General features: G+C 32.5%; 18 protein-coding genes. 12 read left to right on the top strand and 6 right to left on the bottom strand.

Annotated elements, in window-relative coordinates; all coding sequences use genetic code 11:
* Nucleotides 1–527 precede the first annotated feature (527 nt).
* A complete protein-coding gene (locus RB619_RS20355; RefSeq protein ID WP_308100934.1) occupies nucleotides 528–980 on the top strand; it encodes a DUF1569 domain-containing protein in 453 nt (150 codons plus the stop codon).
* Nucleotides 981–992: 12 nt separating this feature from the next.
* Complete coding sequence (locus tag RB619_RS20350) at nucleotides 993–1,427, top strand: nuclear transport factor 2 family protein (RefSeq protein WP_308100933.1); 435 nt, start codon at nucleotides 993–995, stop codon at nucleotides 1,425–1,427.
* Between the two features lie 7 nt (nucleotides 1,428–1,434).
* On the opposite strand, the gene nth is transcribed toward RB619_RS20350, so the two are convergent.
* Nucleotides 1,435–2,079 carry an endonuclease III gene (gene nth, locus RB619_RS20345; RefSeq protein WP_308100932.1) on the bottom strand — a complete coding sequence of 215 codons (645 nt, stop codon included), beginning with the start codon at nucleotides 2,077–2,079 and terminating at the stop codon, nucleotides 1,435–1,437.
* Nucleotides 2,080–2,128: 49 nt separating this feature from the next.
* Nucleotides 2,129–2,995: an alpha/beta hydrolase gene (locus tag RB619_RS20340; protein WP_308100931.1), complete on the bottom strand. Its 867-nt coding sequence runs from the start codon at nucleotides 2,993–2,995 to the stop codon at nucleotides 2,129–2,131.
* A gap of 137 nt (nucleotides 2,996–3,132) precedes the next feature.
* Between RB619_RS20340 and RB619_RS20335 the strand changes: the two genes are divergently transcribed.
* The 6 genes from RB619_RS20335 (at nucleotide 3,133) to RB619_RS20310 (ending at nucleotide 12,759) form a co-directional block, all read left to right on the top strand.
* Complete coding sequence (locus tag RB619_RS20335; RefSeq protein ID WP_308100930.1) at nucleotides 3,133–4,560, top strand: glycogen synthase; 1,428 nt, start codon at nucleotides 3,133–3,135, stop codon at nucleotides 4,558–4,560.
* Nucleotides 4,550–5,830 (top strand): glucose-1-phosphate adenylyltransferase, encoded by a 1,281-nt coding sequence (locus RB619_RS20330; RefSeq protein ID WP_308100929.1) that lies wholly within the window; start codon nucleotides 4,550–4,552, stop codon nucleotides 5,828–5,830. The genes RB619_RS20335 and RB619_RS20330 overlap by 11 nt, the downstream gene beginning before the upstream one ends.
* A 78-nt stretch (nucleotides 5,831–5,908) precedes the next feature.
* Nucleotides 5,909–7,813 carry a 1,4-alpha-glucan branching protein GlgB gene (glgB, locus tag RB619_RS20325; RefSeq protein WP_308100928.1) on the top strand — a complete coding sequence of 635 codons (1,905 nt, stop codon included), beginning with the start codon at nucleotides 5,909–5,911 and terminating at the stop codon, nucleotides 7,811–7,813.
* Nucleotides 7,814–8,005: 192 nt separating this feature from the next.
* Complete coding sequence (locus tag RB619_RS20320; RefSeq protein WP_308100927.1) at nucleotides 8,006–10,405, top strand: glycoside hydrolase family 31 protein; 2,400 nt, start codon at nucleotides 8,006–8,008, stop codon at nucleotides 10,403–10,405.
* Nucleotides 10,406–10,490: 85 nt separating this feature from the next.
* Complete coding sequence (locus RB619_RS20315) at nucleotides 10,491–11,303, top strand: M48 family metallopeptidase (RefSeq protein ID WP_308100926.1); 813 nt, start codon at nucleotides 10,491–10,493, stop codon at nucleotides 11,301–11,303.
* 151 nt (nucleotides 11,304–11,454) lie between these two features.
* Entirely contained in the window at nucleotides 11,455–12,759 is a 1,305-nt protein-coding gene (locus RB619_RS20310) for an MFS transporter (RefSeq protein WP_308100925.1), read from the top strand.
* A 128-nt stretch (nucleotides 12,760–12,887) separates the two neighbouring features.
* On the opposite strand, the gene RB619_RS20305 is transcribed toward RB619_RS20310, so the two are convergent.
* The 4 genes from RB619_RS20305 to RB619_RS20290 are packed head-to-tail and all read right to left on the bottom strand — an operon-like array spanning nucleotide 12,888 to nucleotide 15,762.
* A complete protein-coding gene (locus tag RB619_RS20305) occupies nucleotides 12,888–13,610 on the bottom strand; it encodes a head GIN domain-containing protein (protein WP_308100924.1) in 723 nt (240 codons plus the stop codon).
* 19 nt (nucleotides 13,611–13,629) lie between these two features.
* Nucleotides 13,630–14,691 (bottom strand): hypothetical protein, encoded by a 1,062-nt coding sequence (locus tag RB619_RS20300; protein WP_308100923.1) that lies wholly within the window; start codon nucleotides 14,689–14,691, stop codon nucleotides 13,630–13,632.
* The gene (locus RB619_RS20295) at nucleotides 14,675–15,211 is read right to left on the bottom strand and encodes an anti-sigma factor (protein WP_308100922.1); all 537 of its coding nucleotides are present in this window, start codon (nucleotides 15,209–15,211) and stop codon (nucleotides 14,675–14,677) included. The genes RB619_RS20300 and RB619_RS20295 overlap by 17 nt, the downstream gene beginning before the upstream one ends.
* Entirely contained in the window at nucleotides 15,208–15,762 is a 555-nt protein-coding gene (locus RB619_RS20290; protein WP_308100921.1) for an RNA polymerase sigma factor, read from the bottom strand. Before RB619_RS20290 ends, RB619_RS20295 begins: the two co-directional genes overlap by 4 nt.
* Nucleotides 15,763–16,111: 349 nt before the next feature.
* Here RB619_RS20290 and lon point away from each other — a divergent pair, with 349 nt between their 5' ends.
* From lon to cmk, 4 genes are all read left to right on the top strand, one after another.
* Nucleotides 16,112–18,565, top strand: a complete 2,454-nt coding sequence (gene lon / locus RB619_RS20285; protein ID WP_308100920.1) for an endopeptidase La — start codon at nucleotides 16,112–16,114, stop codon at nucleotides 18,563–18,565.
* A gap of 216 nt (nucleotides 18,566–18,781) precedes the next feature.
* Complete coding sequence (gene porQ, locus RB619_RS20280) at nucleotides 18,782–19,801, top strand: type IX secretion system protein PorQ (protein WP_308100919.1); 1,020 nt, start codon at nucleotides 18,782–18,784, stop codon at nucleotides 19,799–19,801.
* Between the two features lie 4 nt (nucleotides 19,802–19,805).
* A complete protein-coding gene (locus RB619_RS20275) occupies nucleotides 19,806–20,411 on the top strand; it encodes a murein L,D-transpeptidase catalytic domain-containing protein (RefSeq protein ID WP_308100918.1) in 606 nt (201 codons plus the stop codon).
* A gap of 286 nt (nucleotides 20,412–20,697) precedes the next feature.
* On the top strand, nucleotides 20,698–21,390 hold the full coding sequence (cmk, locus tag RB619_RS20270) for a (d)CMP kinase (protein WP_308100917.1): 693 nt from the start codon (nucleotides 20,698–20,700) through the stop codon (nucleotides 21,388–21,390).
* Nucleotides 21,391–21,392: the final 2 nt, after the last annotated feature.

Raw genomic sequence — 21,392 nt, 5'->3', positions numbered from 1 at the left:
ATCCCGAACAGAGAAGTTAAGCCCGCCTGCGCAGATGGTACTGCAGTCATGTGGGAGAGTATGTCGTCGCCTTTCTTTTGAGAACCCTATCCATATCGGATAGGGTTTTTTTGTTTTATATAGTTTTGAAAGCAATCCAAAGAATCCGATTGCGTCCAGACATTTGAAACCTCAAGCAATGTCTAGAAATGATGCGGATTTCATCTGTTTTACACCTGTTTTCTTACTTGAAATGAATGCTTGTTTATATCCTTGAATGCGTTAGGGATGGGAGCGGCATCCTTTTGCGGGAACATGAAGGTCTCTTTTATACGAAACTTCTCCCGCAAAAGATAAAGCGGACAGCCCGGCCCGGAGGGAAACGCCATAAATATTCTTATTTGGAATGTTAGTATTATGTAAATCAAGGTATTGTGTTTTTGTCCATTTTAGATTTTTTTGCTATCAATGTCATTTATAAAAAAGGATTACAAAAATATATGTATCGTTAAATTTTATATTTTTGTTTTCTAATAAGAATTTAAGATATGCAAAATATATTTCAGAAAGAGGATTGTGATCAATTCATTAACAGAATAAACGGGCTTACAACAGATTCAAAAGGACTTTGGGGTAAAATGAGTGTTGCTCAAATGCTTGCTCATTGTAATGTTACTTACGAAATGGTTTATGATAATATCCATCCGAAGCCTAATGGATTCATGAAATTTATTTTAAAATTGCTAGCAAAAAAGACCGTGATTGGTGACAAACCGTATTCTAGGAATATTGGTACAGCACCTCAGTTTATTATAAAAAATGATCGTAATTTCGAAATTGAGAAAAGTCGATTAATAGCTTATATTAACAGAACTTTGGAGGCTGGGAAAAGCAGTTTTGAAGGCAAAGAATCTCATTCTTTTGGTCCGTTAACTTCGGATGAATGGAATATTATGTTTGCCAAACATTTGGATCATCATCTTTCTCAATTTGGCGTTTAAAATTCTTTAATTATGAAATTTTATATAATTATTTTCTTTCTGCTATTAGGATTAACTGCAAATGCACAAAAACAAGAGGTTCAAAAAAGTATTGAAGTGTTTTTTGAAGGATTCCATCAGAAAGATACTTTGAAAATAAAATCGGTTTGTGCTGATAAAATGATTCTGCAATCCATTAGTGAAAGTGCTTCAAAGGGAAATAAATTGTCTGATGAAAAAGCTAATGAATTTTATAAATCTATTGCTTCAATTCCGTCGACTATGAAATTTCAAGAGAAAATCCTAAGCTATACTATTCAAATTGATGGAACAATGGCGCATGTTTGGGCGCCTTATGAATTTTATCTTAATGATAAATTAAGCCATTCGGGAGTGAATACTTTTACTTTATTCAAAGAAAAAGATTCTTGGAAAATCATTTATTTAATCGATACAAGAAGAAAATAATTTAGCTTTAAATTATTTCTGTTGCATAGTAATTGCAGTAATCAGCAATTAGACATTCTTCACATTTAGGTTTTGGTCGGCAGGTTTCTCTTCCCAGAAATGAAATTGCCATTCCAATTTCTGACCAAATGTTTTTTGGCAATACCTGCATCAAATCTTTTTCAACTTTGTTTCCGTCTTTAGCCTCTTTTATTATTCCTATTCTAGGAGCTACACGAATAACGTGTAGATCGGCAATAATTCCTTCTGCAGGTTTTCCAGTTTCTCTTAATATAACATTGGCTGATTTTCTTCCAACTCCTTTTAAAGCAGTTAGTTCCTTCATATTCAAAGGAATATTGTCATCATTTTGAATTGTTTTAGCAATTTCTAAAATCCAATTTGCTTTTGTTCCAAAGTTTCGAACTTTACTTATATAAGGTATAAAAGTTTCGAAATCGGTTTTAGATAAACTATTAAGGGTTGGAAATTTTTCAAATAAAGAAGGTGCTATTTTATTAATATTTGCATCAGAATCTTGTGCAGATAAAATAACCATTACCAATAACTGATAGGTATTTTGATATTCTAAAGGATGCTTTTTTCCTTTATATTTTTTTAAAATGGGTTTTAATTTTGTTTCCCAATCTGATGCTTCTCCAAATAAATCCATTTCAGTTTACTTTTAGTTTGGCTATATTAAAAATGTAACTATCACAAAATTAGTTAGTTTTGATGAAATTTATAATTTTTTTGATAACATTTTGATTACCAAGTATTTTTCTGTGACCTAATCCATCTGTTAAATACAAAGTTCCATTTTCTAATTGTTCATGAATATGAATTCCAGCTTTTACAGGAACTTCTGGATCATCATTGTCATGAATTACTAAAACTGGTATTTTTACTTTTTGAGCTGCTCTGTAAGCTGAAAAGTCATCCATTTTTACTTGGTATTTTTCTTCAAAAAGATTGCGTAGACGCTCACTTATTTCTTGTTTCAAACCTAATTTTGAAATAAACTCATCTAAAATATCTTGAACGATATCGCCACTTCCTATAATAATCGCTTTTTTTGTCTGTAATCCGTCTTTTAATGCATTTAAGACTGACATTCCGCCCAAAGAATGACCAATTGCAAATTCAAATGGTCCAAATTGTTTTTCAATTTCTAATATTGAAGCAATGAACTCAGACATTATTGTTGATTTTCCTCTGGATTTCCCATGTGCCGGAGCATCAAAACTTACTGTTGAAAAACCATTTTTCAAAAGTTCATCTGCTATTTTGAATAGTTGTGTACCTCTTCCTGACCATCCATGAACCAATAAAATCTTACGATCACTTTCTCCATATTGATACGTTACAATGTTTTTATTTATTGCAGGCACGTGAATTATTTTGTGAACACTTTTAGAATCCATTTCAAGTTCTCGTTTTGGAACTTTATGTTTTATAGGTGTTGTAAATAGTTTTGCAGCATATGAAGTAACCAATTTGGTTGAAATAAAGGCACAAATTTTACAGGATACAATAATAAATTGTGGAATTTTTAATGATTTAATAGGATTAGTTTCCTTTTTTGACATATCGATAATTTTTTTTTGACAGCTGAATTCTCCTTATTTTTTCCTAAATTTAAAAAACATAAAAGTAGCATATTAATGATTACTTGCAGAAAAAATAAATCAGTTACTGCTATTTAATACCGTTATAAATTTTTAGCATGGAAATATTTCATTTAAGTGCAGAATGTTACCCAATAGCAAAGGTTGGCGGACTTGCTGATGTTGTTGGGGCATTGCCTAAATATCAGACAAATGCAGGACATCAAGTTAGAGTTGTTGTTCCTTGTTATGATACCAAATTCAGAAAAGAAAATGACTTCGAATGCGTTCATTGGGGAAATGTCAAGTTAGGAAATTTTGATTATCCGTTCAGCGTTTTAAAAGAGACATCAGACAAATTGGGTTATGAACTGTATCTTATAGAAATTAAAGAATTATTTGATCGGCCAAATGTTTATGGATATGAAGATGACATTGAACGATTTTTGTCTTTTCAAATTGCAAGTTTGGATTGGATTTTGGCTCGTGGTGAAGTTCCAGCTATTATAAATTGTCACGATCATCATACTGGAGTTGTTCCGTTTCTGATAAAGTACGCTTATAAATATGCAAGCTTGCAAAATGTAAAAACTGTTATCACAATTCATAACGGATTATATCAAGGCTGGTTTGGTTTTGACAAATTGTATTATCTACCAGAATTTGATTTAAGACATGTTGGATTTTTAGAATGGAACAATTCAATTAATTCTTTGGCTGTTGCTGTTAAATGTGCTCACGCAGTCACAACGGTTTCTCCGAGTTATTTAAATGAAATTAATTATGCAGCAAATGGCTTAGAGTCGCTTTTTAATTCGGTTAGAAATAAATCGAAGGGAATTTTAAACGGAATTGATATTGAAGTCTGGGATCCATTAAAAGATAAGATGCTTGAATTTCATTATTCGATTGAAAATTTCGAATCAGGAAAACAAAAAAATAAAGAAAAGCTCTGCGAGCAATTTGACTTAGATCCTGGTAAACCTTTATTTAGTTTTATTGGTCGTTTGTTTGAAGAAAAAGGAGGAGATTTATTGCCCCAAGCTTCTGCATTGGCACTTTCTGAAAATTTTGAAAATATTAATATTCTGATTTTAGGATCAGGAAATTCAGAAATAGAGTCGCAATTAACACAATTGCGTAATGATTATAAAGGTAACTATAATGTTTTTATTGGTTATAATGAAGAGCTGGCGCATTTAATTTATGCTGGGTCAGATTATATCTTAATGCCATCGAGAGTTGAACCTTGCGGCTTAAACCAGATGTATGCTATGCGATACGGAACTGTTCCAATTGTGAGGAGAACAGGAGGATTGAGAGATACGGTAATTGATTTTGGAGATGCAGGAAATGGTATTTGTCATGATCAGGCTTCAGTTGGAGATATTTGTTATTCAATAAATCGTGCTGTGAAGCTTTATGATGACAAAATAAATTTTAATACAGTTTTAAAAAGAGGAATGGAAGCAGATCATTCCTGGGAAAGAGTGTGCCAAGAATTTATCGAGATATACAACCTAATAATTGAGAAAAATGAAATTTAAAAAGAAAAATGTAGTTGCTATTATTTTAGGAGGAGGACAAGGATCACGTTTGTTTCCGTTAACTGAAACAAGATCAAAACCTGCAGTACCAATTGGTGGAAAATACCGATTAGTTGATATTCCTATTTCAAATTGTATCAATTCTGATATTTTTAAAATATTTGTTTTGACACAGTTTAATTCGGCATCATTAAATGCGCACATAAAAAACACTTTTAATTTTAGTATTTTCAGTCAGTCTTTTGTTGATATTTTAGCGGCTGAACAAACTCCTGATAATCCGACTTGGTTTCAAGGAACTGCCGATGCTGTTAGACAATGTATGTCTCACTTTTTAAAACACGATTTTGACCATGCTTTAATTCTTTCTGGGGATCAATTGTATCAAATGGATTTTAATGAAATGCTAGAAGCTCATATCGCTGCAGATGCTGAAATTTCGATCGCAACTTTACCCGTAAATGCAAAAGATGCTCCAGAATTTGGAATTCTGAAAACCGATCATGAAAATACAATTCAGGCTTTTATAGAGAAACCAGATGCTTCTTTACTGCCGGAATGGGAATCTGAAGTGAGCGAACATATGCAGGAAAAAGGAAAAAAATATCTTGCTTCAATGGGAATCTACATTTTCAATAAGCCATTGTTGGAACAGTTAATGTCTAATCCAGAAACAAAAGATTTCGGAAAAGAAATCATTCCGCAAGCAGTTGGAAAGCATAAAATTTTAAGTTATCAATATGAAGGATATTGGACAGATATTGGAAATATTGAATCGTTTTTTGAAGCAAATATTGGTTTAACTGCTGATATTCCAGAATTTAATTTGTTTGATAATGACAATAAAATTTTTACAAGACCAAGATTGCTTCCGCCATCAAAATTTAGAAATTCGATTATTAATCAATCATTGATTTCTGAGGGTTGTATTATAAATGCCAAAGAAATTAAAAGTTCCGTAATTGGAATTCGTTCTCGAATTGGGGTAGGAACCGTTCTTGAAAACTGTTACGTCATGGGGAACGATTTCTATCAAGATTTAGATGAACTGAATCACGAAGCTAGTGTCAATAAAATTCATGTTGGAATTGGTGAAAACTGCTTCATAAAAAATGCTTTAGTCGATAAAAATGTGCGTATTGGAAACAATGTCCATATCAGCGGTGGCAAGCATTTGGATAATTTTACCAATGAATTGTACAGCATTAAAGACGGAATTGTTGTCATTAAAAAAGGAGCAATTCTCGCAGATAATTTTAGAATTGAATAAAATTCATGATAAAACAATAAAATCCCGATAGCTATCGGGCTCAATACCCAATTTCAATTGTTGCCTTAAAAACCAAATATGACAAAAGTAATTACGCATTCTCTATTTACCGATTTTGATATTGATTTATTCAAAGCTGGAAAACATTTCAAATTGTATGAAAAGTTGGGAGCACATTTAATTGAGGTAAATGGAGTGAAAGGAGTTTATTTTGCTGTTTGGGCACCCACGGCGAAGTCGGTTTCTGTTGTTGGCGATTTTAATTATTGGACACAAGGTGAGCATCAATTGCAAGTTCGCTGGGATTCTTCGGGAATTTGGGAAGGATTTATTCCTGACATTTCGAAAGGTTCACTGTATAAATATAAAATTCAATCAAATATTGATGGAATTGTAACTGAAAAGGCGGATCCTTTCGCGTTATATTGTGAAAAGCCACCACATACTGCATCTGTTGTCTGGGATTTGGATTACAATTGGAAAGACAAAAATTGGATGGAATCCCGCCAAGAAAATAATGCTCTTGATAAACCATATTCGGTTTATGAAGTGCACTTAGGATCATGGAAACGTGGAGAACATAATCGATTTTTGACCTATTTAGAATTAGCAGATGACTTAGTTAATTATGTAAAAGAAACTGGTTTTACGCACGTTGAATTTATGCCAATCATGGAGTATCCTTATGATCCTTCATGGGGATATCAATTAACTGGCTATTTTGCACCGACTTCCCGATTTGGTAAACCACAGGATTTTATGGTTTTGGTTGATAAACTGCATCAGGCTGGTATTGGTGTAATTTTAGATTGGGTTCCTTCACATTTTCCTGATGATGCGCATGGTTTAGGTTTCTTTGATGGTTCACATTTATACGAGCATCCAGATCGTAGAAAAGGTTATCATCCAGATTGGAAAAGTTTGGTTTTTAATTATGGACGAAATGAAGTTCGTGCCTTTTTAATCAGTAATGCTGTTTTTTGGCTTCAAAATTATCATGCTGATGGACTAAGAGTTGATGCCGTTGCGTCAATGCTTTATTTAGATTATTCCAGAAATGAAGGTGAATGGGAACCAAATATTTATGGCGGAAGAGAGAATCTGGAAACGATTAGTTTTCTTAAAGAATTTAATGAAGTTATCTATGCTAATTTCGGTGGAGTTCAGACTATTGCAGAAGAAAGTACTTCGTTTCCTATGGTTTCAAGGCCCACATTTACAGGTGGTTTAGGTTTCGGAATGAAATGGATGATGGGCTGGATGCACGATACTTTAAAATACTTTCAGAAAGAAACTGTGTACAGAAAATACCATCAAAACGATTTGACTTTTTCGATGACGTATGCCTTTACGGAAAATTTCATGCTTCCGTTTTCTCATGATGAAGTCGTTTACGGTAAAAAATCAATTGCTAATAAAATGCCAGGCGATGAATGGCAGAAATTTGCGAATTTAAGATTGCTTTACGGATATATGTTCACGCATCCCGGAACGAAATTATTGTTTATGGGATCTGAATTTGGACAAAGCGATGAATGGAATTTTGAAAAAAGTTTAGACTGGCATTTACTTCAATATGATTATCATTCTGGAATAAAAAAAGTAATTACTGATTTGAATCAATTATATAAATCGAGTCCGGCATTGTATGAGAAGCAATTTACAGGAGAAGGTTTTGAATGGATCAATTATTCGGATCATCAAAATGCTGTCATTTCGTATATCCGAAAAGGGAATAATTCAGAGGATAATATTATTGTAGTTTGCAATTTTACGCAAGTGGTAAGAGAAAACTATAGAATTGGTATTTCTCAAAAAGGGAAATTAAAAGAAATTTTCAATACTGATGCTATAACTTATGGCGGAAGTGGAGTTGGTAATTCTAAATCTTTAAAAACTGACGCTGTTCCTTATGACGGACGAGATTTTTCTATCGAATTAATTTTACCTCCTTTGAGTGTTACCGTATATTCTTTTGAATAGAATTTTGGGAAAAATTTACATTAATGTTTTTTTATCAATTTAGCGTTGATAAATTATCGAATTGTTGATTTTTTGTAAACTAATTTATAACTCATTCAGAAAAAACGTTTTCGTGAATAAACCTTTTATTCATAGTGCTTTACAGAGTTTTTTTGTATGTTTGAAGTAAGGATAAATTAAGATAATAGCGATATGATTACAAATACATCATTAGAACATAAAGGCAACCTGTTTCCGTCAAAAATAGTTTCTTATGAACATGAAGGCGATTCGGTTTCTTTTTATACCGACAATAATGTAATCTTAAAAGTCACCGTACTTCGTGACAGTTTAATTCGTTTTCGTTTTACTACAAAGGGTTACTTTAGTAATGACTTTTCATATGCCATTGACAAAACACAGCTTCACGGTTATAATTTTCTGAAAGTTACTGAAGATGAAAATTATTATGAAATTACAACCAGCAAAGTGGTTTGTAAAATCAAAAAAGCGGATGTTCGTTTGTCTATTTATGACTTAAATAACTGCTTAATTCTTCAGGATGAACTTGGTTTTCATTGGGAAGAAAGTTATGAATACGGCGGAAATATCGTAAAAATGAGCAAATCTTCTAGAGATGGAGAATGTTTTTATGGTCTTGGCGACAAAGCCACTCAAATGAATTTAAAAGGCAAAAGAGTAGAGAATTTTGCAACCGATCAATACGCTTACCAAAAAGAACAAGAACCACTTTATAAAGTCGTTCCGTTTTATATTGGCTTACACAACAAACAATCTTACGGTATTTTCTTCGATAATACCTTTAGAACTTTTTTTGATTTCTGCCAGGAAAGAAGAAATGTAACGAGTTTTTGGGCAGAAGGAGGTGAAATGAATTACTATTTCATTTACGGTCCTCAAATGCAGGATGTTGTCACAACATACACTGATTTGACAGGAAAGCCAGAATTACCGCCACTTTGGGTTTTGGGCTATCATCAATGTAAATGGAGTTATTATCCAGAAAGCAAAGTGAAAGAAATCACTTCAAAATTTAGAGAGCTTAAAATTCCGTGCGACGCTATTTATTTGGATATCGATTATATGGAAGGTTTTCGATGTTTTACATGGAATAAAGAATATTTTCCAGATCCAAAAAAGATGGTTACCGAGCTAGCCGAAGATGGGTTTAAAACCATTGTTATCATTGATCCCGGAATTAAAATCGATAAAAATTACTGGGTTTATCAAGAAGCTTTAGAAAAAGATTATTTCTGCAAAAGAGCCGATGGTCCTTATATGAAAGGTAAAGTTTGGCCAGGTGAATGTAACTTTCCTGATTATACAAATCCCGTAGTAAGAGAATGGTGGGCAGGATTATTTAAAGAATTAATTTCAGATATTGGTGTAAAAGGCGTTTGGAATGATATGAACGAACCTGCTGTTATGGAGGTTCCAAATAAAACTTTCCCGATGGATGTTCGTCATGTTTACGACGGAAATCCATGTAGTCATAGAAAAGCCCATAATATTTATGGAACCCAAATGGCAAGAGCGACTTATCACGGCGTAAAACGTTTTGTGTATCCAAAAAGACCTTTTGTAATTACCAGATCTGCCTATTCAGGAGCTCAGCGTTATACTTCGTCATGGACAGGAGACAACGTTGCAACTTGGGAGCATTTATGGATTGCAAATATTCAGGTTCAGAGATTATCAATTTCAGGTATGGGATTTACGGGTTCTGACATTGGTGGTTTTGCGGAACAACCAACAGGTGAATTATATGCTCGCTGGATTCAGTTAGGTGTTTTCCATCCTTTCTGCAGAACACATTCTTCTGGAGATCACGGAAATCAGGAACCTTGGGCTTTTGACGAAGAAGTAATTAATATTACAAGAAAATTTGTGAGTCTTCGTTACCAATTACTTCCTTATTTATATACCATGTTTTGGCAATATATTGAAGAAGGAATTCCGATGCTGAAACCTTTAGTTTATTACGATCAAGACGATACACAAACGCATTATCGTAATGATGAATTTATCTTTGGAAATCAAATTTTAGTATGCCCAATTCTTGAACCTAATGCTGTAGGTAGACGTATGTATATTCCTAGAGGTGAATGGTATAACTTTTGGACAAATGAATTTGCAGTTGGTGGAAGAGAAGTTTGGATTGATACCAAATTTGATGAGATTCCTGTTTTTATAAAAGCTGGTGCTGTTATTCCAAAATATCCTGTTCAGCAATATGTTGGTGAATTAGAATTTGATGAACTAATGCTGGATGTTTACTTTAAACATGGCAAAGAGAAATCTGTAGTTTATGAAGATGCACAGAATGGATACGACTACAAAAAAGGCCGTTACAGTTTTTTATCTTTTAGAACCATTGGAAAAGAAAAAGAATTAATAATTCAGCTTCATAAAGACGGAAAATATGATACACCTTACAGCAAATATAAAATCAATTTAATTGGACTTCCTTTTAAAGTGACAGAGATTGAAATCGACAATGAAAAGATTGAATTTGATCAATTAAGCTTTGAGCAAGATAAATTCTTAATCGTTGATAAAGAGTTTAATGAACTTCACATAGTAGGCGAGTAGGTAAATTCTGATAAAGTTTTTGGAAATTATGTAAAAGTGAAAGCAAATTTAGTTGTATTTTTGTTAGTGCTAAATTTGTAAAATCATGAAAAAACATCTAATCACGGGACTTTTTACTGCAGTTTTAGTGTGTAGCTGCGCGACAAATCCGATAACGGGAAAACAAAATTTAAATTTTGTTTCAAATAGTGAATTATTTCCATCTTCTTTTCAGCAATACAATCAGTTTTTAACTGAAAATAAGGTTATTACAGGAACAGCTGACGCGAAACTTGTTGAAACAGTGGGATATAAAATTAAACTGGCGGCCGAAAAATATCTTAATTATTTGGGACAAACGCAATACCTAAAAGATTATCGCTGGGAATACAAACTTGTTGATAATAAAGAAGTTAATGCTTGGTGTTTGCCCGGAGGAAAAATTGTTGTGTATTCAGGTATTTTGCCTGTAACACAAAACGAATCTGGTTTAGCCACAGTAATGGGCCACGAAGTTTCGCATGCTTTAGCCAATCACGGAGCACAAAGAATGTCAGCTGCACAATTACAGCAAATTGGCGGCGCAGCTTTGGGAGCGGCAACAAGCGGAAAATCGGAAGCAACACAGCAAATATTTGCACAAGCATACGGAATAGGCTCCGAAGTTGGCGTTATGCTGCCTTTTAGCAGAAGTAACGAAAGTGAAGCTGATAAAATCGGTTTAACTTTAATGGCTATTGCAGGTTATAATCCTGATGATGCTGTTGCTTTCTGGAGCAGAATGTCTGCGAAATCTGTTGCTGCCGGAACTCCAGAATTTATGAGTACGCACCCGTCAGACGCAACAAGAATTGCCAATATAAAAGCGCTGATTCCTGAAGCTAAAGCAATTGCGCTTAAAGTAGGAACTATAAAGTAGCATTCTTGCTATAATAGAAAATTTAAAAGCTATTCGTTTTTCGGGTAGCTTTTTTTATAGTTCATAATTTAATAATGTACGAATCAGATAAATTGTATTTGATTATGATAAAAATTAAATAAATTCGTAGCGCACTAACAACAACATTTCTATGAAAAACCTACAAAAAGGAGATAAAAAATTATTAAATGCTTGGGCATTTTATGATTGGGCTAACTCCGTTTATACACTTACAATTGCTTCTGCAGTATTTCCAATATTTTATGAAGCATTATTTACTAATCGCGGTCATTATATTGATGTTTTTGGGATGCATCTTAAAAACTCAGCCTTAATAAGTTTTACAACTGCTTTTGCATTCTTGGTTGTTTCTTTTATTTCACCATTACTATCAGGAATAGCTGATTATGTTGGAAACAAAAAAGCCTTTATGAAGTTCTTTTGTTATTTAGGTGCTTTGTCTTGTATGGGATTATATTGGTTTGACCTCGGAAACATTTATCTAGGTTTGGCTTTTTATTTCTTAGGATTGATAGGATATTGGGGAAGTTTAGTTTTTTACAATTCTTATTTGCCAGATATTGCTTTTGAAGAGCAACAGGATAGCATTAGCGCCAAAGGATATTCGTTAGGATATATTGGCAGTGTAATTTTATTAGTGATTAATCTTGGAATGATTATGTTTCCAGATACTTTTAAAATTACAGCAATGGAAGCAATGCGCTACTCTTTCATTATGGTAGGTGTCTGGTGGATTCTTTTTAGTCAATATACTTATTATTATTTGCCAAAAGGAAGTAAAGAAAAAAGTCAAAAATTGACTAGAGATGTTGTTTTTAATGGCTTCAAAGAACTTAAAAAAGTTTGGGTTTTATTGAGTGATAATATTCCTTTACGAAGATATTTAGGCGGATTTTTTGTTTCGAGTATGGCGGTACAAACTGTAATGTTGGTTGCAACTTATTTTGGAGCACAAGAGATTCAGTGGTCATCGCCAGAAGAAAGCCAAAAAGGATTAATTATTTGTATTTTACTAATTCAACTGGTAGCTGTTATCGGTGCTGTTTTAACTTCTAGAGCTTCTGCAAAATATGGTAATGTTCCCACTTTGATTGTAATCAACGCAATTTGGGCTGTATTTTGTGCTTTAGCATATTTTATAACATTGCCAATGCATTTTTACGTTATGGCAACCATAGCTGGATTTGTAATGGGAGGAATTCAGGCGTTATCACGTTCAACCTATTCAAAATTATTACCCGAAACACAAGATACAGCTTCATTTTTTAGTTTTTATGATGTTGCTGAAAAAATCGGAATTGTAATAGGAATGTGCGTTTACGGAATTATCGATCAAATTACTGGAAGCCCACGAGCGGCAATCGTAATTTTGGGAATTTTCTTTGTCACATCTATTTTTCTCTTGAGAAGAGTTCATAAAAAAGAGGCACTTTAAGTGCCTCTTTTTATTTTGATATTTTGGAATAATTAAAAATAAAAGCTCAATAATAAAAGAGGAATGATTAGTTCGTTTTTTGATTTGATGATTTTAAAAATCTTTTATTATTGAGCTTTATTTAAAATTTATGCTTTTGAAATGCTTCCTGAACCCGAAACTTTTACATCACGTTTCTCAGGATTTCCTGTATATTTAATATCGCCTGAACCAGAAACTCTTGCAGTTATACTTTCATTGCAGTTAACTTTAACATCTCCAGAACCTGAAACGCTTATATTGGCATTTTTTGATTTCAAATTTGCAGCTTCGATATCGCCTGAACCAGAAAGTTTTATAGTTAAATTATCTGAATTACCTTTTAATTTAATATCTCCTGAACCGCTCAAACTAAAATCAAACGTATTTGCAGCAACATCTAAATCAATATCTCCAGATCCTGATAATTTTGCAGAAAATTTATCATTTTTAATTGGAGATTTTGTTACAATATCTCCTGATCCTGATAAACTCAGTTCAGATATTTTTTCAAATGGAACTGTAATCTCTACCTTTTTTCCAGTGCTTGGACGCAAATTTGTTCCTTTTTTTGTGTAGATTTTTAAAGCATTATCTTGAACTTCAACAATGATTGCAGATACAATATTTTGTTCTCCTTTAATTGTAATTTTTCCTTCTTTTCCTGCTACTAAATCAACATCAAAAAAGCCTGATATTTTAATTGCATCATATTCTGAAGTTGTTCTTGTTTCAGTTACAACGTTACCGTTTCCGTTAATTTTCTCCTGTGCACTAGCTGTTAAGCCTATTAAAAATGCTGCGCAAACTACTGATTGAATAATTTTTTTCATGGTTTTTGATTGTTTAAAATTATTGTTTTTTGACTAATGATACGTTTCCGTAAGTTGAATTAATTATTACCTTATTCTGACCTTTCTTTTTGTGATAACCGCTAATGCTTTTTGAACTGTTTTTGGTTTCATTTACATTAATTTCTAAATCATCACCGTTTTTAATGCTCGCATACTTGGTGTTTATGTCAAAATCAAATGCGTAATTGTAATTGTAGCCCAAAGTAATATCGGTATAACCCGAATTAATATTGACATTTTTTGCTTTTTCAGTCAAGGTTCCAATGTTAACTTTGCTGTAATTAGTATCGATATTTAAATTATTTGAAACTTCGACAACTGAAACTGTTAGATAATTTCCTGAACCAGTGCATGAACTTACTTTTTGAAATTTCAAATTTCCATAATTACAATCGTATTTAATGTTTTGAGCATCAGAAATAACTAAATCAGTATAATTCGCATCAAAGTTCAAATTGCCTGAATCATTAACTTTTAAGCCTGAATAACGCGCTGTGATTAGACCGTTTTTAATGTAGTCTATTGATGAATTTTGACAGTATTCAATATTTATTTTGTTGTTTTGATTGTTTAATTTTCCAAGAGTTACTTTCCCATATTTACAGCTAATATCAGTTGCTCCCTCTATTGCAAGAGATGTAATATTTCCGTATTTATTGCTCACTTTTACAGTTCCGTTTTTCGGAATTTTAACTACATAATTGATTTCAAAACTATTGCTGCTTCCTCTCCCTTTATTAGTCGAATTTCCAATTTTTGTAATAGCGGTAACCATTGATTTCAAAGCTGTAATATCAACATCAATTGTGTTTAATTTTTCGTTTACCCAGTTTTCATTTCCTCCAGTAACTTTGATGGTAATGTCAACATCGATTTTGTCTTCATCCCAAGTTGATATTGAAATGTTTCCATATTTGTTATCAATATCAATTCCTGCATTCGAATTTACGATATAGGTTTTCTTGATATTTTTTTGTTTTGAAATATTAGAGTCATCATTTGAAAACGCCAAAAAAGGCATCAAGATGAACAGAATTAGTATTTTATAATGTTTTTTCATGGCTTGTGTTTTTTAAATTTTCGTTTTCTTCAATTCTTTTCAAAACCGTCTGCAAAAATGATATCCTTGTTTGCAGATTGCTTATCATGGCATAAATGATTTGCTTGTTTTCGCCGTTTTTTTGCAATTCATTAATGATTTTTTGATAATCGGCATCAAAAACTTTCATTTGTTTCAATGCATCACTTATGATTTGCTCATTTTCAGGCGAACTTTTTTCTTTAAGTTTAACCAGTTCGTTATCAATTAGAATGCTGAAAATTGAATCAGTACGTTGTGTTTCTTTAGATGCAAATTTGAATTCTTTTGGTTTGTCAGTTTGATAAAAAACAGAGATTCCAAGCATTAATACGATTGTAGCAGCAATAGAAGCCACAAACCAGTAATTTTTCTTTTTTGGTTCTTTTCTGTTCAATTTATTTAAAAAAACGTCTTGATGATCTGAATTTAATTCCTGAACATCCCATTGGTTTTCAAATTTGTTGAATAATTGATCTAAATTGTCATTTTCCTTTTTCATATCTCCTCTAATTTTTTTCGCAAACTTTCTTTTGCTCTGCTTAATGTAGTTCTGCAGTTTTGATAACTAATATTTAAAATCTCGCTTATTTCTTCTTGATCATAACCTTCAATGTAAAAAAGTGTCAAAACCATTCTATAACTATCTTTCAGACTTAAAATAGTGTCTAAAACTTGTTTTACTTTTAAAGTGTTAAAATCAATGGATTCAGAATAAAAGTCATCATTTTCTTCAATTTTATAAAGCGTCTTGCTTATGTCTTCGACTTGAAAAGCATTATTCTTTTTATAAAAATCAATACTATAATTGATCACAATTTTCTTTAGCCACGCGCCAAAAGCAACTTCTTGTTTGTAGTCGTTTATTTTTGTAAATGCCTTCAAAAAACCTTCCTGCATGACGTCTTGTGCATAATGTTTGTCTTTTACAATACGGTACGCCACATTGTACATGGCTTTACTGTAACGGTTGTAAATTTCAAATTGGGCCTTTTGATTATTCTCTTTACAAAGCGCGATTAATTCTTCGATATTTTGGTTGGTTATACTCAAGTAATGTTTGCTAGTTTTTTATAATGACTTTGCTTTTTTTAGTTTGTTACAGTTTTAGAAAAAATAATTTTATTTTTTTTTAAGATTTAAATTTTCATTGATTAAATCTCTATACTAATGAAATAGTATTTGCTCATTAAATGTAATCATTTACGGATTATTTTTTATTACGAGTACCTCAGTTTTACTTCTAATCTTTCTTTTTTGCTTTTGGCACAATGATTGTCTATTTTTATCGCCTGTCTTGTAAAGATAACATTTAGCATAATTTTACTAAAAACTGCCCCAAGGAATGTTACTTTTGTAGATGGTATAAAACTTTTAATGACAAAACGACTTAAATATTATTATGTCAAATCATAAAATACTTACTATTGACAATCTGTCACTTCAGGAATTTGATTCAGAAGCAGAATTAATTCCATTATTAACTCCAGAAGACGAAGAGGAAATGAATAACGAGGAACTTCCGGTTTCTCTGCCAATTTTGCCTTTGCGTAATACTGTTTTATTTCCAGGTGTTGTTATTCCTATTTCTGCTGGAAGAGACAAGTCTATTAAATTGATTAATGATGCCAATGCCGGCGGAAAAATCATTGGAGTTGTTTCTCAAATTAATGAAGAAGACGAAGATCCGTCTAAAGATGATATCCATAAAATTGGAACTGTAGCCAGAATTCTTCGCGTTTTAAAAATGCCTGACGGAAATGTTACGGTTATTTTACAAGGAAAGAAACGCTTTGAAATTGACGAAGTAGTTTCTGAAGAACCTTATATTACCGCAACGATTAAAGAAGTTTCGGAAGAACGTCCAGATGAAAATGATACTGAATTTACAGCTATTTTAGATTCTGTTAAAGAACTGGCAATCCAGATTATTAAAGAAAGCCCAAACATTCCATCAGAAGCTACATTTGCAATCAAAAACATTGAAAGTCAATCGTTTTTGATCAATTTTGTTTCTTCAAACATGAATTTATCTGTAAAAGAGAAACAAGGACTTTTATCGATAAATGGTTTAAAAGAGCGTGCTTTAGAGACTTTAAGATATATGAATGTTGAACTTCAAAAATTAGAATTGAAGAATGATATTCAGTCAAAAGTTCGTTTTGATTTAGATCAGCAACAGCGTGAATATTTCCTTCATCAGCAAATGAAAACCATTCAAGAAGAATTGGGAGGCGTTTCGCAGGAAGAGGAAATGGACGAAATGGGACAGAAAGCGAAAACCAAAAAATGGGACGAAAAAACGCAGAAACATTTCGAAAAAGAATTGTCTAAAATGCGTAGAATGAATCCGCAGTCGCCAGATTTTGGAATTCAGCGTAATTATTTAGAGTTGTTTTTAGAATTGCCTTGGGGCGAATATTCTAAAGATAAATTCGATTTGAAACATGCTCAGAAAATATTAGATAAAGATCATTTTGGACTTGATGAAGTTAAGAAAAGAATGATTGAACATTTGGCAGTTTTAAAATTGCGAAATGATATGAAATCGCCAATTATTTGTTTAACAGGGCCTCCAGGAGTTGGTAAAACTTCTATTGGTCGTTCTGTGGCCGAAGCTCTAGGACGTGAATATGTTCGTATTTCATTAGGAGGTTTACGTGATGAAGCAGAAATTCGCGGGCATAGAAAAACCTACATTGGTGCAATGCCAGGAAGAATTATTCAAAGCTTGAAAAAAGCTGGAACTTCAAATCCGGTATTTATTTTAGATGAGATTGATAAATTATCTAGCGGAAACAGTGGAGATCCTTCTTCTGCTTTATTAGAAGTTTTAGATCCAGAGCAAAACAGTTCATTTTATGATAATTTCCTTGAAATGGGTTATGATTTATCTAAAGTGATGTTTATTGCGACGTCTAATAATATGGCGGCAATTCAGCCAGCTTTGCGTGACAGAATGGAAGTAATCAAAATGTCAGGTTACACTATTGAAGAAAAAGTTGAAATTGCAAAAAGACATCTTTTTCCAAAACAATTAGAAGCGCACGGATTGACTTCAAAAGATCTAACTATTGGCAAAAAACAATTAGAAAAAATTGTTGAAGGTTATACAAGAGAATCCGGTGTTCGTAATTTAGAAAATAAAATTGCTCAGGTAATTCGTAACGCAGCAAAATCTGTTGCGATGGAAGAGGAGTACAACAAAAAAGTTACCGATGAAGATATTGTAACGGTTTTAGGCGTGCCGAGATTAGAGCGTGATAAATATGAAAATAATGATGTTGCCGGCGTTGTTACAGGTTTAGCTTGGACAAGTGTGGGTGGAGATATTTTATTTATAGAATCATTAATTTCTGAAGGAAAAGGTTCGTTGACAATTACAGGAAATCTTGGAAATGTCATGAAAGAATCGGCAACTATTGCACTTGAATATATTAAAGCGAATGCTAAAAAATTAGGTTTGGCAATTGAGCTTTTTCAAAAATACAACATCCACTTGCACGTTCCAGAAGGAGCAACTCCAAAAGACGGACCAAGTGCTGGTATTGCAATGTTAACTTCTTTGGTTTCTTTATTGACTCAAAAGAAAGTAAAGAAAAGCCTTGCTATGACTGGAGAAATTACACTGCGTGGAAAAGTTTTGCCTGTTGGTGGAATTAAAGAGAAAATCTTAGCAGCAAAAAGAGCAGGTATTAAAGAAATCATTTTATGTCACGACAACAAAAGTGATATTGATGAAATTAAAGCTGAATATCTAGAAGGACTTACTTTTCATTACGTAAAAGAAATGAGCGAAGTTCTGGCTTTAGCGCTTACTGATCAAAACGTGAAAAATGCTAAACAGTTGAAATAAGCTTTTATTTAAAATTTCAATATTAGAAATTCCAAATTCCAAACTGTGCTTCTACAGATTGGAGTTTGGGATTTTTTTTATGCTAAAATGTGAGATTTAGAATTCAAAATTGTGGCATAATGATTGATTAATAGATAGTTATAAAAATTATTTTTTACGTTATATAATTTTATCTTTGTTCTTGCGTTATTCCCATATAGGAATCGCCCCAAAAACATGTTCAAACGATTTGTTTTATTTTTAATGTTGTTACTCTGCTCGATTTCTTTCGGGCAAGTTGGAGGGCGCTACACCTATCAATTTCTAAATTTAACGTCATCGCCAAGGCAGGCGGCGTTAGGTGGAAAAAATATTACTATTTATGATGATGATGTGAATCAGGTGATGTTTAACCCGGCAGTATTAAATGAAGATATGGACAATCATCTAGCTATAAATTATGGCAGTTATTACGGAGAAGCTTCTTATGGAACTGCTTCATATGCTTATACTTATGATAGACACATCCAAACATTTTATGCTGGAGTGAGTTATGTAAACTATGGTAGCTTTGAAGGTTATGACGAAAATGGTCAGGCAACCTCAGATTTTACAGGGAGTGAAGGTGCTCTTACACTTGGATACGCATACAATATTCCCTATACAGATGTTCATATTGGAGTAAATGGAAAGCTAATAACTTCGACTTTAGAAAGTTATAATTCCATTGGTGGAGCAATTGATGTGGGAATTATGTATCAAATTGAAAAAAATAATGTAAATTTGGCCTTAGTATTTCGTAATATTGGAACACAGTTTACAACTTACTCAGGAATAAAAGAGAATTTGCCCTTTGAAATTATCGCTGGTATCTCGCAAGAATTAGAACATGTACCGCTTCGTTGGCATCTTTCATTAGAAAATTTGCAACAATGGAACATTTCTTTTTCGAACCCCGTTCGTGGAGAAACCAATATTGATGGATCAACAAGTGACGAGAAAGTTTCGTTTGCAAATAATGCTTTAAGACATGTGGCTTTAGGTTTAGAACTTTTTCCACAAAGAGCATTTAACGTGCGTTTAGGATATAATTTTAGAAGAGGAGAAGAATTGCGAATTGATGAACAACGTAATTTTTCTGGAGTTTCATTAGGATTTGGCTTAAGAATGAATAAATTAAAATTCAACTATTCTTATTCAAGGTATACATTGGCGGCTAATACAAGTCTTTTTGGTTTAACTTTAAATTTTCAGTAATAATATGAAAATATTTACTTTATTTTTGTTCATGACTGTGAGTGTTTTTACGGGAGCTAAACACTATTTCAATGAAGATGAATCTACGATAACCAATGTCGAGATTGAAAGAATCAACAGCAGAATAACAGACATAAAAAACATGATTAATAACGATCGCAAATACAATTCTAAAATTGCATTTTTGATTGATATGAAAGTTCCTTCAGGAAAAAATCGTTTTTTTGTTTATGATTTAGAAAAGAACGAAGTTATAGATCAAGGTCTTGTAGCTCACGGTTCTGGTTCTGAAACCGGTATCAAAGGCATGCTTAAATTCAGCAATATGCCAAATTCTAACTGCACTGCACTTGGCAGATATGCAATTGGAAAAACATACAGAGGAATTTTTGGAAAAGCTTATAGATTAGCAGGTTTGGATGAAACTAATAATAAAGCTTTAGAAAGAGCTATTGTTTTGCATTCTTACTCTGCAGTTCCATTACAAGAACAGGATTATTATATTAGCAATAGCCACGGATGCCCAATGGTAAACGAAGAGTTTTTTAAAAGAATTCAAAAACTAATTGATAATTCTAAAACGAATATTCTGATGGATATTTATTATTAGAAAACAGCTTAAATAATATTAAAGAGTATAAAGCTTTTTATTATCGAGATTATTTTGATTTTCGATGATGAAAAGTTTTTTTTTGTTTAAAACTTATTCAATCAGATTACTTCTTAGCTATTATAATTCTTCCAAATAAAAAGAAAGATGGTTACATTTGCAGCTCGTTAAATTATTTGATGCGTTTTTTGAAAACGCGAGAATAATCAAGGTTTCACAAGTAAACAACTGATTCGCAAATTATTATTTTGCGAACTTTAAATAGTAAAAATTTAAAATTAAAAAATTGAAAAAAATTACAATTGCTATCGACGGATTTTCATCAACAGGAAAAAGTACTTTGGCAAAACAATTGGCAAAAGAACTTGAATACGTGTATGTTGATACAGGCGCTATGTATCGCGCAGTTGCATATTTTGCCATGCAGAATCAACTCATTACAACCGATTCTTTTGATAAAAAAGCATTAATTGAAGCTTTACCGAATATTCAATTGGAGTTTAAATTCAATGCTGATTTAGGTTTCGCAGAAATGTATTTAAATGGTGAAAATGTAGAGAAGCAAATCAGAACTATCGAAGTGTCTAATTTTGTAAGCAAAGTAGCAGAAGTTTCCGAGGTGCGTTCTAAATTAGTGGAGCAACAGCAAGAAATGGGGAAAAATAAAGCTATAGTGATGGATGGAAGAGATATTGGAACTGTAGTTTTTCCTGATGCCGAACTTAAAATATTCATGACTGCAAGTGCTGAAACCCGTGCGCAGAGACGTTTTGATGAATTGCAACAAAAAGGTGACAATGTAACTTACGAAGAAGTGTTGAAAAATGTCGTTGATAGAGATTACGTTGACACACACCGTGACGATTCTCCTTTGGTAATTGCCGATGATGCAATTGAAATAGATAATTCTTACTTAAATAAAGAAGAACAGTTTGCAGCTGTTTTAGAATTAATAAATGATGTTGTAAAAACAGCGTAATT

It is taken from the genome of Flavobacterium sp. LHD-80 (assembly GCF_030929605.1).
Taxonomy (GTDB): domain Bacteria; phylum Bacteroidota; class Bacteroidia; order Flavobacteriales; family Flavobacteriaceae; genus Flavobacterium.
This window is presented reverse-complemented; position numbering and strand designations above follow the sequence as displayed.

What these genes read in the sequence shown, in the direction of transcription:
- RB619_RS20300 (WP_308100923.1), bottom strand. Translation starts at nt 14,691, where the DNA reads ATGAAAAAACATTATAAAATACTAATTCTGTTCATCTTGATGCCTTTT.
- RB619_RS20275 (WP_308100918.1), top strand. Translation starts at nt 19,806, where the DNA reads ATGAAAATATTTACTTTATTTTTGTTCATGACTGTGAGTGTTTTTACG.
- RB619_RS20340 (WP_308100931.1), bottom strand. Translation starts at nt 2,995, where the DNA reads ATGTCAAAAAAGGAAACTAATCCTATTAAATCATTAAAAATTCCACAA.
- RB619_RS20320 (WP_308100927.1), top strand. Translation starts at nt 8,006, where the DNA reads ATGATTACAAATACATCATTAGAACATAAAGGCAACCTGTTTCCGTCA.
- RB619_RS20310 (WP_308100925.1), top strand. Translation starts at nt 11,455, where the DNA reads ATGAAAAACCTACAAAAAGGAGATAAAAAATTATTAAATGCTTGGGCA.
- glgB (WP_308100928.1), top strand. Translation starts at nt 5,909, where the DNA reads ATGACAAAAGTAATTACGCATTCTCTATTTACCGATTTTGATATTGAT.
- lon (WP_308100920.1), top strand. Translation starts at nt 16,112, where the DNA reads ATGTCAAATCATAAAATACTTACTATTGACAATCTGTCACTTCAGGAA.
- RB619_RS20305 (WP_308100924.1), bottom strand. Translation starts at nt 13,610, where the DNA reads ATGAAAAAAATTATTCAATCAGTAGTTTGCGCAGCATTTTTAATAGGC.
- nth (WP_308100932.1), bottom strand. Translation starts at nt 2,079, where the DNA reads ATGGATTTATTTGGAGAAGCATCAGATTGGGAAACAAAATTAAAACCC.
- RB619_RS20355 (WP_308100934.1), top strand. Translation starts at nt 528, where the DNA reads ATGCAAAATATATTTCAGAAAGAGGATTGTGATCAATTCATTAACAGA.
- RB619_RS20335 (WP_308100930.1), top strand. Translation starts at nt 3,133, where the DNA reads ATGGAAATATTTCATTTAAGTGCAGAATGTTACCCAATAGCAAAGGTT.
- RB619_RS20295 (WP_308100922.1), bottom strand. Translation starts at nt 15,211, where the DNA reads ATGAAAAAGGAAAATGACAATTTAGATCAATTATTCAACAAATTTGAA.
- RB619_RS20330 (WP_308100929.1), top strand. Translation starts at nt 4,550, where the DNA reads ATGAAATTTAAAAAGAAAAATGTAGTTGCTATTATTTTAGGAGGAGGA.
- porQ (WP_308100919.1), top strand. Translation starts at nt 18,782, where the DNA reads ATGTTCAAACGATTTGTTTTATTTTTAATGTTGTTACTCTGCTCGATT.
- RB619_RS20315 (WP_308100926.1), top strand. Translation starts at nt 10,491, where the DNA reads ATGAAAAAACATCTAATCACGGGACTTTTTACTGCAGTTTTAGTGTGT.
- RB619_RS20350 (WP_308100933.1), top strand. Translation starts at nt 993, where the DNA reads ATGAAATTTTATATAATTATTTTCTTTCTGCTATTAGGATTAACTGCA.